General features: G+C 68.8%; 18 protein-coding genes. 15 read left to right on the top strand and 3 right to left on the bottom strand.

Annotation, left to right across the window (positions count from 1 at the left end; genetic code table 11):
• Nucleotides 1-167: 167 nt before the first annotated feature.
• The 3 genes from RAC81_RS09880 to RAC81_RS09890 are packed head-to-tail and all read left to right on the top strand — an operon-like array spanning nucleotide 168 to nucleotide 2,445.
• Entirely contained in the window at nucleotides 168-986 is an 819-nt protein-coding gene (locus RAC81_RS09880) for a transporter substrate-binding domain-containing protein (RefSeq protein ID WP_375082190.1), read from the top strand.
• A gap of 3 nt (nucleotides 987-989) precedes the next feature.
• Complete coding sequence (locus RAC81_RS09885; protein ID WP_096715144.1) at nucleotides 990-1,655, top strand: amino acid ABC transporter permease; 666 nt, start codon at nucleotides 990-992, stop codon at nucleotides 1,653-1,655.
• On the top strand, nucleotides 1,642-2,445 hold the full coding sequence (locus RAC81_RS09890) for an amino acid ABC transporter ATP-binding protein (protein ID WP_375082191.1): 804 nt from the start codon (nucleotides 1,642-1,644) through the stop codon (nucleotides 2,443-2,445). Before RAC81_RS09885 ends, RAC81_RS09890 begins: the two co-directional genes overlap by 14 nt.
• 8 nt (nucleotides 2,446-2,453) lie before the next feature.
• On the opposite strand, the gene RAC81_RS09895 is transcribed toward RAC81_RS09890, so the two are convergent.
• Complete coding sequence (locus tag RAC81_RS09895; protein ID WP_375082192.1) at nucleotides 2,454-3,137, bottom strand: LysE/ArgO family amino acid transporter; 684 nt, start codon at nucleotides 3,135-3,137, stop codon at nucleotides 2,454-2,456.
• Nucleotides 3,138-3,207: 70 nt separating this feature from the next.
• On the opposite strand from RAC81_RS09895, the gene RAC81_RS09900 reads away from it, so the two are divergent.
• From RAC81_RS09900 to RAC81_RS09925, 6 genes are all read left to right on the top strand, one after another.
• The gene (locus RAC81_RS09900; protein ID WP_375082193.1) at nucleotides 3,208-4,080 is read left to right on the top strand and encodes a LysR family transcriptional regulator ArgP; all 873 of its coding nucleotides are present in this window, start codon (nucleotides 3,208-3,210) and stop codon (nucleotides 4,078-4,080) included.
• Between the two features lie 192 nt (nucleotides 4,081-4,272).
• Nucleotides 4,273-4,911: a SipW-dependent-type signal peptide-containing protein gene (locus tag RAC81_RS09905; RefSeq protein WP_375082194.1), complete on the top strand. Its 639-nt coding sequence runs from the start codon at nucleotides 4,273-4,275 to the stop codon at nucleotides 4,909-4,911.
• Between the two features lie 16 nt (nucleotides 4,912-4,927).
• Nucleotides 4,928-5,587, top strand: a complete 660-nt coding sequence (locus RAC81_RS09910) for a SipW-dependent-type signal peptide-containing protein (RefSeq protein ID WP_375082195.1) — start codon at nucleotides 4,928-4,930, stop codon at nucleotides 5,585-5,587.
• 49 nt (nucleotides 5,588-5,636) lie between these two features.
• Nucleotides 5,637-6,233, top strand: a complete 597-nt coding sequence (locus RAC81_RS09915; RefSeq protein WP_375082196.1) for a signal peptidase I — start codon at nucleotides 5,637-5,639, stop codon at nucleotides 6,231-6,233.
• A complete protein-coding gene (locus tag RAC81_RS09920) occupies nucleotides 6,230-6,952 on the top strand; it encodes a hypothetical protein (RefSeq protein ID WP_375082197.1) in 723 nt (240 codons plus the stop codon). The genes RAC81_RS09915 and RAC81_RS09920 overlap by 4 nt, the downstream gene beginning before the upstream one ends.
• On the top strand, nucleotides 6,949-7,470 hold the full coding sequence (locus RAC81_RS09925) for a hypothetical protein (RefSeq protein ID WP_375082198.1): 522 nt from the start codon (nucleotides 6,949-6,951) through the stop codon (nucleotides 7,468-7,470). The genes RAC81_RS09920 and RAC81_RS09925 overlap by 4 nt, the downstream gene beginning before the upstream one ends.
• Nucleotides 7,471-7,486: 16 nt before the next feature.
• On the opposite strand, the gene RAC81_RS09930 is transcribed toward RAC81_RS09925, so the two are convergent.
• Nucleotides 7,487-8,167, bottom strand: coding sequence for a YqaJ viral recombinase family protein (locus RAC81_RS09930; RefSeq protein WP_096715152.1), 681 nt, complete (start codon nucleotides 8,165-8,167; stop codon nucleotides 7,487-7,489).
• A 299-nt stretch (nucleotides 8,168-8,466) separates the two neighbouring features.
• Between RAC81_RS09930 and RAC81_RS09935 the strand changes: the two genes are divergently transcribed.
• The 3 genes from RAC81_RS09935 (at nucleotide 8,467) to rplL (ending at nucleotide 10,718) form a co-directional block, all read left to right on the top strand.
• Nucleotides 8,467-9,447, top strand: coding sequence for a hypothetical protein (locus RAC81_RS09935; protein WP_375082199.1), 981 nt, complete (start codon nucleotides 8,467-8,469; stop codon nucleotides 9,445-9,447).
• Between the two features lie 354 nt (nucleotides 9,448-9,801).
• A complete protein-coding gene (gene rplJ, locus RAC81_RS09940) occupies nucleotides 9,802-10,290 on the top strand; it encodes a 50S ribosomal protein L10 (RefSeq protein ID WP_096715154.1) in 489 nt (162 codons plus the stop codon).
• Between the two features lie 47 nt (nucleotides 10,291-10,337).
• The gene (rplL, locus tag RAC81_RS09945) at nucleotides 10,338-10,718 is read left to right on the top strand and encodes a 50S ribosomal protein L7/L12 (protein WP_096715155.1); all 381 of its coding nucleotides are present in this window, start codon (nucleotides 10,338-10,340) and stop codon (nucleotides 10,716-10,718) included.
• A gap of 99 nt (nucleotides 10,719-10,817) precedes the next feature.
• On the opposite strand, the gene RAC81_RS09950 is transcribed toward rplL, so the two are convergent.
• The gene (locus RAC81_RS09950; protein ID WP_375082200.1) at nucleotides 10,818-11,822 is read right to left on the bottom strand and encodes a LacI family DNA-binding transcriptional regulator; all 1,005 of its coding nucleotides are present in this window, start codon (nucleotides 11,820-11,822) and stop codon (nucleotides 10,818-10,820) included.
• Between the two features lie 275 nt (nucleotides 11,823-12,097).
• Here RAC81_RS09950 and RAC81_RS09955 point away from each other — a divergent pair, with 275 nt between their 5' ends.
• The 3 genes from RAC81_RS09955 to RAC81_RS09965 all read left to right on the top strand — a co-directional run bounded on the left by RAC81_RS09955 (nucleotide 12,098) and on the right by RAC81_RS09965 (nucleotide 15,623).
• Nucleotides 12,098-13,417 carry an ABC transporter substrate-binding protein gene (locus tag RAC81_RS09955; RefSeq protein WP_375082201.1) on the top strand — a complete coding sequence of 440 codons (1,320 nt, stop codon included), beginning with the start codon at nucleotides 12,098-12,100 and terminating at the stop codon, nucleotides 13,415-13,417.
• A gap of 104 nt (nucleotides 13,418-13,521) precedes the next feature.
• A complete protein-coding gene (locus RAC81_RS09960; protein ID WP_375082202.1) occupies nucleotides 13,522-14,661 on the top strand; it encodes a carbohydrate ABC transporter permease in 1,140 nt (379 codons plus the stop codon).
• Nucleotides 14,661-15,623 carry a carbohydrate ABC transporter permease gene (locus tag RAC81_RS09965; RefSeq protein WP_375082203.1) on the top strand — a complete coding sequence of 321 codons (963 nt, stop codon included), beginning with the start codon at nucleotides 14,661-14,663 and terminating at the stop codon, nucleotides 15,621-15,623. The genes RAC81_RS09960 and RAC81_RS09965 overlap by 1 nt, the downstream gene beginning before the upstream one ends.
• The last annotated feature ends 7 nt before the right edge of the window (nucleotides 15,624-15,630 follow it).

Genomic DNA, 15,630 nt, shown 5'->3' on the forward strand with positions numbered 1-15,630 from the left:
GCGCGCTCACAGGAAGGCCCCCGCCTCGGCGGGGGCCTTCCTCGTTGCATACACCACGGCGACATCCGACGTCATCCGACTGGGCTGCCGGAGAGATCCCGCGTACTGTGGGTGAGTTCCGCGCACCACAGCATCCGCGCACCGCATCACCCCAGGAGGGTTCACCCATGTCCCGTCGCCTCATCGCCGTCACCGCGCTTGTCCTCGGCGCCGCCGCGCTCACCGCGTGCAGCGGCAGCACCGCTCCCGCCGAGAGCGGCTCATCGTCGGAGGAGGGCTCGAACGACTTCGGCCTCGTCAAGGACGGCACGCTGACGGTCGCGACCGAGGGCACGTACCGCCCGTTCAGCTTCCACGGCGACGGCGGCACCGGCGACCTCACCGGCTACGACGTCGAGATCATCCAGGCCGTCGCCGACAAGCTCGACCTCGAGGTCGACTTCAAGGAGACGCAGTGGGATGCGATCTTCGCGGGTCTCGACGCCGGCCGCTTCGACGTGATCGCCAACCAGGTCACCATCAACGACGAGCGTGAGGCCGCGTACCTGTTCAGTGCGCCCTACACGGTGTCGCCCGGCGTGATCGTCGTGGCCGAGGACGACGACTCGATCTCGTCGTTCGACGACCTGGAGGGCAAGACCACCGCCCAGTCGCTCACCAGCAACTGGAACGACCTCGCGAAGGAGTCGGGCGCGAACGTCGAGGGCGTCGAAGGGTGGGCGCAGGCCGTCGAACTCCTCCGCCAGGGCCGCGTCGACGCGACCATCAACGACAAGCTCACGTTCCTCGACTACGAGAAGACGAACAGCCCGACCGGTCTGAAGATCGCGGCGGAGACCGAGGACGCCGGTGAGCAGGCCTTCGTGTTCACGAAGGACAAGGAGTCCCTCGTCGAGGCCGTGGACGCCGCGCTCGAGGAGCTGCGCGCCGACGGCACGCTCGCCGAGATCAGCGACAAGTACTTCGGCGCCGACGTCACGCAGTAACCCATGGAGAGCCCCTGGCAGCTGTTCCTCGACTCGCTGGGGCCGATCGCCCTCGCGGGGCTGACGGCCACGGTGCCGCTGGCGCTCGTCTCCTTCGTCATCGGTCTTCTCATCGCGATCGGCGTGGCGCTCATGCGGATCTCGGTGAACCCGGTGGTGTCCGGCATCGCCCGGTTCTACATCTCGGTGATCCGCGGAACGCCGATGCTCGTGCAGCTCTTCGTGATCTTCTACGGGATGCCGTCGATCGGCGTGACGATCGATCCATGGCCCAGCGCGATCATCGCGCTGTCGCTCAACGTCGGCGGCTACGGTGCCGAGGTGGTGCGGGCGGCGATCCTCTCGGTGCCGAAGGGGCAGTGGGAGGCCGCGTACACGGTCGGCATGAACCGCACTCGGACGCTGACGCGCATCATCCTGCCGCAGGCCGCGCGGGTATCGGTGCCGCCGCTGTCGAACACGTTCATCTCGCTCGTCAAGGACACCTCGCTCGCCTCGCTGATCCTCGTGACCGAGCTGTTCAAGGTCGCGCAGCAGATCGCGTCGACGACGTACCAGTTCATGGTGCTGTACCTCGCGGCGGCGCTGGTCTACTGGGTGTTCTGCCTCGTGCTGTCGTTCGGGCAGAGCGCACTGGAGAGGAGGCTCGATCGCCATGTCGCGCACTGACGGAACGGGTGAGGAACTGCTCGCCGCTCGTGGACTGCACAAGCGCTTCGGCGACAACGAGGTGCTGCGCGGGATCGATCTGACGTTGCACCGCGGAGAGGTCGTCGTGCTGATCGGTCCGAGCGGGTCGGGCAAGACGACGGTGCTCCGCGCGCTCAACGGACTCGAGACTCCGGATGCCGGAACGATCGATGTGGCGGGCGGGCCGCAGATCGACTTCGCCGACGCGGGCGCCCAGGGCAAGCGCAAGCGAGCCCAGCAGCGCCTGGCGCTGCGCGACCGGTCGGCCATGGTGTTCCAGCACCACAACCTGTTCCCGCACCTGTCGGTGCTCGAGAACGTCATCGAGGGACCCTGGCGGGTGCAGGGGAGGCCGAAGGCCGAGGTGATCGCCGAGGCGCGCACCCTACTCGCGCGCGTGGGGCTCGCCGACAGGGAGAACGCCCGCCCGCACCAGCTCTCGGGCGGGCAGCAGCAGCGCGTCGGCATCGTCAGGGCGCTGGCCCTACGGCCCGACCTGCTGCTCTTCGACGAGCCCACCAGTGCCCTCGACCCGGAGCTCGTGGGGGAGGTGCTGCTCGTCATCAAGGAGCTCGCCGACGAGGGGTGGAGCATGGTGGTCGTCACACACGAGTTGAGCTTCGCGCGCGAGGCAGCCGACCGGGTGCTGTTCATGGACGGCGGGGTCGTCGTCGAGGAGGGCGCTCCGCAGGATATCTTCGGCGCTCCGCGGCAGGAGCGCACGCAGCGGTTCCTGACCCGCATCCTGCGCCCACTCGACGGGGAGTGACGCTCGGCTCAGGCGAAGACGGGCAGGATGAGGCTGACCGCGAGCGCGATCATGACGACGGCGATGATCGCGTCGAGAATGCGCCACGAGCGCTCGGTGCGCAGCCAGCGTCCGAGATAGCGCGCGCCGAAGCCCAGCGCGGTGAACCACAGGATGCTGGCGACGATCGCCCCGGCCGCGAACAGCCAGCGGTCCTCGCCGTGGGTGGCGGCGATCGACCCGAGCATGAGCACGGTGTCGAGGTACACGTGCGGGTTGAGCCAGGTGAGCGCGAGGACGGTCAGCAGCACCGGGGCGAGCGCGGTGCGCGTCGCGGTGGCGGTCGTCGCGGTGGCGGTCGTCGGGGTGGCGGCCCTCGCGCCGTCGGGTGCCGAGCCCGTCGTCCGGGTGTCGTCGACGCGCAGCTGTTCACCCCCGCGCCAGGCGCGGCGTGCGGCGAGGATGCCGTATCCGAGCAGGAACAGGGCGCCGGCCCACCGGGCGACGACGACGAGCCACGGCGCGGCCGAGATCACGAAACCGAGGCCAGCGACGCCGGCGAGGATCAGTAGGGCGTCGGAGAAGGCGCAGACGACCACGACCGGCAGGACGTGCTCCCGACGGATGCCCTGGCGCAGCACGAAGACGTTCTGCGCACCGATGGCGACGATGAGCGACAGGCCGAGTCCGAGACCCGAGAGGACCGAGAGCATGTCTCCACGGTAGGGATGTTCAAGCATGAGTGCCAGCGAGGATTCCTTGTGAACCATTAGCCTGGCTTATGTGAGAATCGATCCCGAGCTGGCCGCCACGGTCGCCGTCGTCGCCGACGAGGGCACACTCGACGCGGCATCCCGCGTCCTGCGCATCACGCCGTCGGCGGTGAGTCAGCGACTGAAGAGCCTCGAGCAGCAGCTCGGGCGCGTACTCGTCGTGCGCGCGAAGCCGGCGCGGCTGACCGAGGCGGGAGAGGCCGTCGTGCGGCTCGCCCGCCAGACCGCGCTGCTCGAGCACGACGCGCTCGGCGGGCTGGGACTCGACGGTGACATGGTTCGCCCGCGGATCCCGCTCGCGGTGAACGCCGACTCGATGGCGACGTGGTTCCTCGCACCGCTCGCGCGTCTGTCGCGCACGCACGACATCGACGTCGACCTGCACCGTGACGACCAGAACTTCACCGCCCGGCTGCTGGAATCAGGCACGGTCATGGCGGCGGTGACGAGCGAGGCGACGCCGGTGGCCGGGTGCTCCGTCTCGCCGCTCGGAGTGCTGGAGTACCGGGCGATGGCGGAACCCCGCTACGCCGAGCGCTGGTTCCCGGACGGGGTGACCCGCGAGGCGCTCACGACGGCGCCGTTCGTCGACTTCGACCGTCGAGACACGCTGCAGCACGAGTGGCTGGCGAGGAGGGGTGTGACCGCTCAGGGCGTTCCGCGGCACTACGTGCCTGCATCCCATGACTATGCCCTCGCCGTCCGGCTCGGGCTGGGGTGGGGAATGGTTCCGCGGCTGCAGGACGAGGGCGGGCTGGTCGATCTGGGCGGGCCACCGCTACGTGTCGCGCTGTATTGGCAGCAGTGGAACCTGCGCTCGGCGCTGCTCGATGCGATCGCCGCCGAGGTGGCCGAGGAAGCGCATCGAGTGCTCGCCCCCTGACCGTTTCTCAGCCGTCTCCGCGGAGGGCGTTGCGCTCGAAGTTGAATAGGTATTCAATTTCAGGAACGGCATGTGTCTCGTAGGAGCGATTCCGACCGGGTGCATGCAAGACGAAAGAGTGCACGAGCAGGGGTCTCTGAGGAAGGATCGTCCATTCGTCCGCGCACTCTCGATTCCTGAGGGGGAAGAGGCATGGTCACCACGGACACCAGGAGGACCGACACCAGGAGGAAGGTTCTCGCCGTCCTCGCCGGAGGCGTCGTGCTGGGGGTGGGCGTCGGCGTGACGCTCGCCGCCTGGAACGACTCCGAATTCGCCACCGGCACTTTCGGCGCCGGGTCGTTCAACCTGGAGGGCTCGACCGCGAGCGCCACCACGGGGTACGACGATCACAACATCGACAACGGGGATGCCGCGGCATCCCTCGTGTTCCAACTGCCGGCCGTCGCCGCGTCGCTGTCGCCGGGAGACGTCGTCTACGCGCCGTTCTGGGTGCGACTCGACGCCACGACGACGAACGCGGCGACCCTGGTACCCGCCGGGATCACCGCGGGAACCGGCGGCAATGAGGCGAACCTGTCGTACACCGTCACCGCGATCGGCGCCGCGGCGACCTGCGGGGCAGGGGCCACCGGAACCGTCGTCGCCTCCGGAGCGACGCTCAGCGCCCAGACCGGAGCGACATCGGTGCCGCTCGCCGAGGGAACCGCCCCCGGCACGGCCGGCGCGCCCGTGCAGCTCTGCTTCGCCGTCACCGCTGGTGCCGCGCTGACCCAGGGCGCGACGGCGACCGCGACGTGGGAGTTCACCGCCACCTCCGTCGCCGATTGACCATGGTCGCCTGATCATGGCCGACACCCGCAGACGCATGCGGGAGAGGAAGCGACTGCGCTCCCGTCGGATCCGAGCCCTGCTCGCGGGTGGACTCGTGTTCGGCGTCGGCGTGACGATGACCCTCGCCGCATGGAACGACTCCGAGTACGCGTCGTCGACGTTCACCGCCGGACGCTTCGACATCGTGGGCGCGACCGACGGCGCGACGTTCTCGAACCATGCCACCACCGGGGCCGCCGCGGCGCTGAGCTTCGCCGTCGCACCGACAGCCATGGTGCCCGGCACGACGACCTACGCCCTGTTCAGCGTCAAGACGGCGAATCCGTCGGCCGCGGGGACGCTGCAGCTCACCGCCGGAACGCCGGGCGGCACCGGTCTCGCGACGTATCTGACGTACGGCGTGCGCCTCGTGCCGACGGCTGCCACGCCGAGTCAGTCCTGCACGGCCGCGACCTACGCCGCGGCATCCGGCGCCTCGAGCGTGATCGTCGCAGACGGATCCGCGCTCACGGTCGGGGGAGCGGCCACGACCTCCGTGCCGCAGGTGGTCACCGCGAACGGCGGCAACCAACTGAACTACTGCGTCGCGGTGACGCTTCCGACGACCGCGGTCAACGCCGCGCAGGGGCTGACGATGACGCAGACGTGGCAGATCCAGGGCACGTCGTCTTAGCGCGATCTCGAGGGCGACGCGTGCAGATGGGGCGAGGAGAGGAGGGGAGATGAGTACACCGGCCACGCGGCGCGAACGGCGCGAGCGCTCGGGTGAGCGTGTCGCTGAGCGCGCCACGGAGGCGCCGAGCGCGCGCGAGCGTCGTGGCGTGGGGCGCCTTCTCGCCGACTCCGCGCTATGGATCGCCGCCGCCGCGGGCGTGGTGTGCATCGCCCTGGTCGTGCTCGCCTTCGCAGCGCAGGTGACGCTCATCATGTTCCGCACAGGGTCGATGTCGCCGACGATTCCCGCCGGATCCGTCGCCGTCGTGCAGCGGGTCCCCTCGTCCGACGTGGCCGTCGGCGATGTCGTGACCGTCGACCGACCGGGGGAGCTGCCCATCACCCACCGGGTCACCTCGGTCGCCGACGGAGCCACCGATGACGAGCGCATCATCACGATGCGGGGCGATGCGAACACCTCCGACGATCCGTTCCCTTACGCGGTCACCTCGGTGCGGCGCGTGCTCTTCTCCGTGCCCGGCGTGGCATCCGTCATCGTCGCGCTCAGCGATCCTCTCGTGCTGGGCGGCATCACGGTCGCGGCCACCGTGCTCGTCGTCTGGGCGTTCTGGCCGCGGAGGCGGCCGGAGGAGGGACGGGGATGACGATTCGCCGGGTCGAGGTCGGCGGAGGGCTCGCCGTCGCGCTCGCCGCGGGGGTTGCCGCGGGGGTTGCTCTCGCAGCGGCGCCGGCCTGGGCGGCGCCGAGCACGGAGGTCGTGCAGGGGTCCGTGCTGCAGATCGTCTCCGTCGCGGACTGGAGCGATGCGGCGGACCTGTTGCCGGGTGAGTCGGTGCAGTGGGACGTGACGGTCAGTGCGGACGCCGATGTCGAACCCGGGACCGTGACGATCGCCATGAGCGCGACCGGCGCGGCCCCGCTGCTCGTCGACGCGGAACTCTGCCTGCAGCCCTGGACCGACGGCGAGTGCCCGGCCGGCGCGACAGTGCTCGCGACGTCGTGGACCATCCCGCGCGACGGCAGCGAGGCCGTACTCACCGACTTCCCGTCGACGCAGACCGCGCACCTGCGACTGCGGATGGCACTGGGCGGAGACGATGACCGGCCCGGTTTCACCGATGTTCGCGTCTCGGCCCGCGGCGTCGGCGATGCGGTCGCCGCAGGCGGGGCCGGTGAGCTGTCGGCGCTGCCGACCACCGGCGGACCGGCGCCCGTGGGGGTGCTCGTCGGCGGGATGGTGCTGGTCGGCGCCGGGGCGGCGCTGCTCGCGGGGCGGATCCGGTGGCGGGGGAGTGGCCGGCGGGATGCGCGGGATGCGCGGGATTCGCGGGATGAGGGCAGGGACGCGGGGGTCGCGCCGTGACCGTGCGAGTTCATTCATCACGGCGGCGGCTGCTCGCCGGCATCCTGGGCGTGAGCGTCCTCGCGGGTGCGAGCGTGCTCGCGGGCGCGCAGCCGGTCGACGCCCGCTTCACCGACCTCGAGTACGCGGCCTCCGGCACGTTCACGTCGTTCACGGTGCCGCCGGCCACCATCACCGCGTGCACGATCACGAACAACGCGGTCGGCATCTTCCAGAGCGTGACGCTCGTATGGACGTCGATCTATCCGGCCAGCGGGGTGCGACTGACGCTCACGCAGGGGGCCACGACGGCGGTGGTTCCGGCATCCAACATCGCGACGTCAGGTCCGAGCGGCGGGGTCTACACGCACACCGCGGTGCTGTCGCAGACTCTGCTGAGCAGCCTGCTCACGAACCTGCTGGGGAGCACGACGACGCTGACGGTCAACAACCTTCTCGTCGGCACCGCATGGGTCTCGGCGGGAGTGTCGAGGCAACTGTCGATCGGTCTTGCCGGGCTCGGCTCGACGTGCACCTGACGTCGACGCGCGGGTCTCAGTCGGCGAGTGCGAGGGCGCGGAACGCGTCGCGCTCGCGCAGGTGCTCCCGGCGGCTGGTCGTGGCGACCGGCATCCTGCGGGGGACCTGCTGACCGGTCGTCCGCCGGTACAGCTCGTCGATGAGCTCGGTCGCGAGGCCGACGAGCTTGGCGATCTCGCGGTCATCGCGGTCGATCCAGACGCAGCGGGGCTCGTCATGCACCGGGGCGAAGTCGACGTGCTCCTCCCACACGAACAGGGTGCGCTCGGCGCCGAGCACGTGCTGCTGCCACCACACCTGACGCAGGTATGTGCGGGGGATGCCGCGGAAGGCCTTGTTGGTCGTCTTGATCTCGGCGAGCTCGATGCGCCCGGCCGTGTCGACCGCGATGCCGTCGGGGGTTGCGAGGTGACGGTGCTCGACCTCGGCGCGGAACAGCGCGGACGAGGGGAGGATGCCGTGCGTCGCCGCGACCCAGGCTGCGATCTCCGGCTCGCGCCGGCGGCCGTGGTCGGTGTAGGCGTTGCCGCCGAAGCGCGGACCGCCGCCCAGCTTGGAGTCAGCGGCGCGCGCGATGGAGTTCGCGCTCGTGAGCCCTGCGACGTCGGTGGCGGTGATCCCGCGCGACCTCGCGCGCATCCAGGCGACGCGGTCGCGGGAGTCCGCAACGATGCGCGCTTGGAGTTCCGGGGTCACCTGACGAGCCTAACCCCGGGTGCCGACCCTCCCCGCCGTACACGCCGCCGCTCCGCGGCATCCCCTCCCTCCCGTCGACGCCCCTGCTCCGCCGAAACTCACCCTGCGCCGAGACCCACCCCCCGCGTCGAGACCCACCAAGCGCAACGTCGTGCGCGGTGGGTCTCGACGGGGGAGGTGGGTCTCGGCGATAGGGGACTCGCCCAGCACCTCTTCTGCACAAGACGAGGATGCGGTGTGATCACTGCACATCGCGCCCAGAACGCCCGCGGAGCCTGCAGGCTCGACAGGATGTCGGGATGCCGCGTGAACTCGCCATTCCGTCCGCCGAGCAGATGTTGCGGTCGCGATCGGAGCTGATCGAACGCGGCATGACCGAGCGCGACATCGCCGACGCCGTGCAGACCGGCGCACTGATCAGGGTGCGTCGAGGGTGGTACGTCGCGGGCGCTGACTGGACTGACCTCTGGCGGGAGGGGCGTCACCTGCTCGAGGTCCTGGCCGTGCGGCGCGAAGCGACGTATGCCGCGCCGCCCTTCTGTCTCGATTCCGCGGCCGTCCTGCACGGCTTGCCGCTGTACCGGACGCAGCCCTCGGCCGTGCACACACTCACAGCCCCGACCAGTCACAGCCGGCGGCGGTCCGGGGTCGCCCGTCACTCCCTCGCGCTCGGCGAGGACGATCTGACCGAGATTGACGGGATCGCCTGCACCTCTCTGGAACGAACGGTCGTCGATCTCGCCAGAACTCTGCGGCCCGAAGCGGCAGTGGCGAGTGCGGATGCCGCGCTGCGCCGCATCGCCGTGGTGGGGCACCGGCAGGACGAATCCGTCGCTGCAGCATGGAGGGAAAGGCTCGATAGTCGGATGAGCCGGTCGTCGAATCGCGGCATCCGCCAAGCGCGACGGGTGGTGGCGTTCGCGGACGGTCGGGCGCAGCTCCCCGGCGAGAGCGTCAGCCGACTGCTGCTGCACCGACTCGGCTTCCGCGACATCGAGCTCCAGTCGCGCGTCACCGCATCAGACGGCCGTGACTTCTGGCTGGACTTCGGATTCCCGCACGCACGCGCTTTCGGGGAGTTCGACGGCCTCGGCAAGTACGTGTCGCCGGAGATGCGCGGTGACAGGAGCATCGACGACGTCGTGATCGCCGAGAAGCGTCGTGAGGACGAAGTCCGCGGCGTCACAGGCTGGCGCGTCGTCCGATGGGGATCGGAGCATATCCGCAGCGAGGACGCTCTGGGCGCGAGGCTGGCCGCCTTCGGCATCCATCCTCGATGAGCGCACCGAAACCCAGCATTCGCGTCGAGACCCACCGGGCGCGACGTCTGTGGTGGTGGGTCTCGGCGCACGTGGTGGGTCTCGGCGCGGGGGTGGAAGGGGAAGAGGGGCAGGAGCAGGGGCCGGGAGCGGATTTGGGAGGGGAGCGCGCGTGAGGTAGAGTAGGGGCAACCGAAGACCGCTGGTCATCGTGCGTGTGCGAACACGAACGATCGAAGCTCTGCTCAGCAGGGGCCCGCGCAGGCGACGAACTTCCCGAAGCTCCGTGCGCTTGCGCCGGAGCTTTTCTGTTGCATGCGGTCGAGGTCGGTGCCTCACCGCCGTGAGGCGCCTCGTACACACCAAGGAGTGACCATGGCGCAGAAGGATGCATCGGTCGCCGAGCTCACGAAGTCATTCGAGGACTCGACTGCCGTTCTGCTGACCGAGTACCGCGGTCTGACGGTTGCCCAGCTGAAGCAGCTGCGCAACAGCATCCGTCAGGACGCTGAGTACGCCGTGGTGAAGAACACGCTGACCAAGATCGCCGCCAACAAGGCCGGCATCACCGCACTGGACGACGACCTCAAGGGTCCGTCGGCCGTCGCGTTCGTGCACGGTGACTTCGTCGCCACTGCCAAGGCTCTTCGTGACTTCGCCAAGGCCAACCCGCTTCTCGTGATCAAGGCCGGCATCTTCGAGGGCAACGCCCTCACCGCCGACGAGGTCAACAAGTACGCCTCGCTCGAGAGCCGTGAGGTTCTGCTGGCGAAGGCCGCGGGCATGATGAAGGCGACGATGGGCAAGGCTGCCGCCACCATCGACGCGCTTCGCGAAAAGCTCGAGACCGCCGACGCCGCGTAAGCGTCCGACGTTCTCGTACAACAACCCCATCTATTAGGAGATACATCATGGCGAAGCTTTCCACCGAGGAGCTGCTCGAGCAGTTCGCTGGCCTGACCCTCGTCGAGCTCAACGACTTCGTGAAGGCGTTCGAGGAGAAGTTCGAGGTCACCGCTGCCGCACCCGTCGCCGTTGCCGGCGCCGGTGGCGCTGGTGCTGCCGAAGAGGTCGAGGAGAAGGACTCCTTCGACGTCATCCTCGAGGCCGCAGGCGACAAGAAGATCCAGGTCATCAAGGCCGTCCGCGAGCTCACCTCGCTCGGCCTCGGCGAGGCCAAGGCTGTCGTCGACGGCGCTCCCAAGGCCGTCCTCGAGGGCGCGAACAAGGAGACCGCCGAGAAGGCCAAGGCCACTCTCGAAGAGGCCGGCGCGACGGTCACCCTCAAGTAATCCCGTCCGGGTCGAGGTGCTCGCACCTCCTCCTGAACGTCTGCGAAGGCCCCGGGTCACCCCGGGGCCTTCGTGCGTCTGCGGCGCGTCCCGGATGCATCAGCGCGGCGCGGCGGTCGAGCTGCGCACCACGAGCACGGATGCCGTCACGCACCGCTCCAGCGGCGAATCCGGCTTCTCCATCTGGCGCTGCAGCAGCCGCACGGCCTCGTGCCCCTGCTCGCGCGGTGACTGCTTGATCGTCGTCAACGCGAACATCTCCGCGTGCTGGTGGTCGTCGATCCCGACGATGCTGAGCTCGGTCGGAACGGCGATCCCGAGCCGTCTGGCGGCGATCATGGCTCCGATCGCGGCTTCGTCGCAGACACCCACCACGGCGGTGGGGCGCGCGCGACGATCGCCGAGCAGCTCGACCGCGGCCGCATAGCCGCCGGGCATGGTGGGCGGCGAGTCCGCGATGCGCGCGCTGTCCGCAAGCCCCGCGGCCGACAGCGCCTCGCGGTAGCCGTCGATGCGCCGCGCGTCGCCGAAGCTCAGCCGCCCCGGGTCATTCGAACCGCCGACGAAGGCGATGTCTGTGTGACCGAGGTCGATGAGGTGCTCGGTCGCGATGCGCCCGGCGGCGACGTCGTCGATCGACACGGCGCTCGACCCTTCGCTGTACGGACCGACGCTCACGAGCGGTCGCTCCGACCGGTGCAGCCGCTCGAGCTCCTGCGCGCTGGGTTGGATGCCGACCGCGATGATCCCGTCGAAGCGGCGCCCCGGCAGCACGGTGTCGAACAGGCGCTCGCGGGTCTCGCTGCCCTCGCGGATGCCGTACAGCGCCAGTTCGTAGTCGAGGGCGAACAGCGACTCCTGGATGCCGTCGAGCAGCTCCGCGAAGAACCAGCGGTCGACGGGAGGCATGATGACCCCGACGGTCTGCGTGCGCCCGGTGGCGAGGCTGGTGGCGGAGGAGTGGGCGACGTAGGCGAGCTCGTCGGCGGCATCCGACACCCGCTGCCTGGTCTCCTCTGAGACATAGCCGCGTCCGGTGAGAGCGCGACTCGCGGTGGCCTTCGACACGCCGGCACGAGCCGCGACGTCCGCGATCGTGCTCATCGGTCCTCCTCGACCCGTTCCGGTGCCCACGTCAGCGTGCGCGCGGATGACATGGTAGCCCGTCGCGCGTTCGAAAGGAACCGGTTCCACACAATCGTTGCGGGAGCGCTCCCATCCGCGGCGTCCGCGATCGCAGAATGGTTGCAAGCTTGTGATCCTCGTGTGTTGTGCCGGGAAGTGCGACGCCGGTATGTTGGCGTGGAATCGGTTCCCGATCCGTGCCGAGGGGCGGCAGGATCACCGAGGGGCCGTGAAACTCGAAGAGGAGAATTCACATGGGTCTGTCACAGCGTTCTCGGCGTTACGCGCCGATCGCCCTTCTGGGTGTCGCGGGCATCGCGCTCGCGGGCTGCGGTGCTCCCGGCGCACCGGGCGGCGGCAGCGGCGGCGACGGCGGCGGAGACAACACCGTCACGATCTACGGCACGATCGTCGACTCCGAAGCCGAACTCCTCCAGGAGTCCTGGAAGGACTGGGCCGAGGAGAACGACATCACCATCAAGTACGAGGGCAGCCAGGACTTCGAGACGCAGCTCGGCACCCGCGCCCAGGGCGGCAACCCGCCGGACATCGCGATCTTCCCGCAGCCGGGTCTGTTCGCGGACTTCGCGAACCGCGACTACCTGAAGCCCGCGCCCGAAGAGGTCGAGAAGAACGCCAACGAGTACTGGACCGAGGACTGGGTCAACTACGGCACGGTCGACGGCGAGTTCTACGGCGCGCCGCTCATGGCCAACGTCAAGGGGTGGATCTGGTACTCCCCGGCGAAGTTCGCCGAGTGGGGCGTCGAGGTCCCGACCACCCTCGACGAGATGCAGGCTCTGACGGAGACGATCCAGTCGAAGATCGGCGGACCGGCGTGGTGCGCCGGCTTCGAGTCCGGCACGGCCACGGGCTGGCCGGGCACCGACTGGGTCGAGGACTACGTGCTCCGTCAGGCCGGCCCCGACGTGTACGACCAGTGGGTGACCAACGAGATCCCGTTCACCGACCCGCAGATCAAGACCGCCTTCGACTCGGTGGGCTCGATCCTGCTCAACCCGTCGAACGTGAACGCGGGCTTCGGCGACGTGCGCTCGATCAACTCGACCGCCTTCGGCGACGTGGCTCCGGCGCTCGCGGAGGGCACCTGCGCGCTGACGCACCAGGCCTCGTTCCTGTCGGGCTTCTTCCCGGAGGGCACCGAGATCGCCGAGGACGGCGACGTCTGGGCGTTCATGCTCCCGGGCGAGTCCGCCGACGACAAGGCCGTCACCGGCGCCGGTGAGATCGTCGGTGCCTTCACCGACAAGGAGGCCACGCAGAAGGTCCTCGCGTACCTGTCGAGCCCCGAGTGGGCGAACAGCCGCGTGAGCCTCGGCGGCGTCACCTCGGCCAACAACGGCCTCGACCCGGCGAACGCCAAGGACCCGATCCTGCAGGAGACCATCAAGATCCTGCAGGACCCGGACACCACGTTCCGCTTCGACGCGAGCGACCTGATGCCCGGCGCCGTGGGCGCGGGCACGTTCTGGAAGGGGATCGTGGCCTGGGTCAACGGCACCTCGACCGACGAGGTGCTCACGCAGATCGAGACCGGCTGGCCGTCCAGCTGATCGGATGAGGAGGGCCGCCCCATCCCGGGGCGGCCCTCCCTCTCATCCCGTTGCCCGCACATCGACGTGCGGGCTGATCCGCAACGCGTCATGAAGGGGAATCCGTGAACGCGACAGCATTCTTCCAATGGATCGGGACTCTGCCCCAGATCCTCCAAGCAGTGGTCGTGGTCATCGCCTTCGCGGTGGTCGTGGCCGTCATCCTCCTCCTCGTGGACGTCGCTCCGCGCCGAGGAGCGATCTACACCTGGGTGCGGCTGGCTATGTGCCTGCTCATCCCGCTCGCCGTGATGTTCTTCTTCAGCTCCTACTACTGGGCGATGGGCGTCGCCGTCCTCGTCGGAGCCCTGTTCTTCTTCCTGGACTACCGATCCCGCGACGGAGCGGGATATCTGATCCAACTCGTGGCCTTCATGGCGCCGGCGCTGCTGCTCCTGCTCGTCGGACTCATCCTGCCGTCGATCCAGACCATGTACTCGTCGTTCCGGAACTCCTCGAACAGCGATTTCGTCGGATTCGCCAACTACGTGTGGATCTTCACGCAGTCCGACGGCATCACCTCGGTCGTCAACTCGATCATCTGGGTGCTGCTCGTGCCGACCGTGTCGACCATCGTCGGCCTCGCCTACGCCGTCTTCATCGACCGCACCCGCGGCGAGAAGATCTACAAGGTGCTCGTGTTCATGCCGATGGCGATCTCGTTCGTCGGCGCGAGCATCATCTGGCGGTTCATGTACGAATACCGCGGCGGCGACTTCAAGCAGATCGGTCTGCTCAACCAGATCCTCGTCTGGTTCGGCGGCACGCCGCAGCAGTGGCTGCTCAACGAGCCGTGGAACAACCTGTTCCTCATCGTCGTGCTCATCTGGGTGCAGACCGGTTTCGCGATGGTCGTGCTCTCGGCATCCATCAAGGGCGTCCCGGCCGAGCTGCTCGAGGCAGCCGAGCTCGACGGCGCGAACGCCTGGGAGCGCTTCCGCTCGGTGACCGTGCCGTCGATCCGCCCGGCGCTCATCGTGGTGCTCACGACGATCTCCATCGCCTCGCTGAAGGTGTTCGACATCGTCCGCACCATGACCGCCGGAAACTACGGCACCTCGGTGCTGGCGAACGAGATGTACACGCAGTTCTCGAAGTTCGAGGCGGGCCGCAGCGCGGCGCTGTCGGTGATCCTCTTCATCCTCGTGCTGCCGATCGTCATCTACAACGCGAGACAGATCAAGAAGCAGCGGGAGGTGCGATGATGAGCGACACGCTGAAGACCGAGACCCCCGCCTCCACCCGGGCGATCGCGACCGGCGGCGGACTGGATGCCGCGGCGGGGCGCGCGCGCAAGAAGCTGTCGCGTCCCTGGGCGTCGGTGGGCTCCATCCTCATCGCGGTGCTGTGGACGATCCCGACTCTGGGGCTGTTCATCTCGTCGTTCCGTCCGCGAGACGACATCCAGTCCAGCGGCTGGTGGGAGTTCTTCGCGAACCCTCAGGTGACCTTCGACAACTACGTGCAGGTGCTGCAGTCCGGCACCACGCAGCTGACCATCCTCGAATCGTTCATCAACTCGATCGCGATCACGATCCCCGCGACCATCATCCCTCTGATGATCGCGGCGATGGCCGCGTACGCGTTCGCCTGGATCGACTTCAAGGGCCGCAACGCGCTCTTCATCTTCGTGTTCGCACTGCAGATCGTGCCGATCCAGATGGCGCTGGTGCCGCTGCTCAGCTCGTTCTCGCGCGGCATCAACCTGTTCGGGCTGCAGGTGACCCTGCCGCTCGACGCCTCGCAGGGGTATGCGCAGGTGTGGATCGCCCACACGATGTTCGCGCTGCCGCTCGCGATCTACCTGCTGCACAACTTCATGTCGGAGATCCCGGGCGAGATCATCGAGGCCGCACGCGTCGACGGCGCATCCCGTGGGCAGATCTTCTTCCGCGTGGTGCTGCCGCTCACGATGCCGGCGATCGCGTCGGTGGCGATCTTCCAGTTCCTCTGGGTGTGGAACGACCTGCTCGTGGCCCTCGTCTTCGCCGACGGGGCCGCGGCGCCGATCACGAAGCTGCTGGCCGAGATCACGGGAACACGGGGCAACGACTGGTACCTGCTCACCGCCGGTGCCTTCGTGTCGATCATCATCCCGCTGATCGTGTTCTTCGCTCTGCAGCGCTACTTCGTGCGAGGCCTGCTGGCCGGATCCACGAAGGGCTGACCTTCCG

This window comes from Microbacterium sp. CR_7 (assembly GCF_041954755.1).
Classification (GTDB): domain Bacteria; phylum Actinomycetota; class Actinomycetes; order Actinomycetales; family Microbacteriaceae; genus Microbacterium.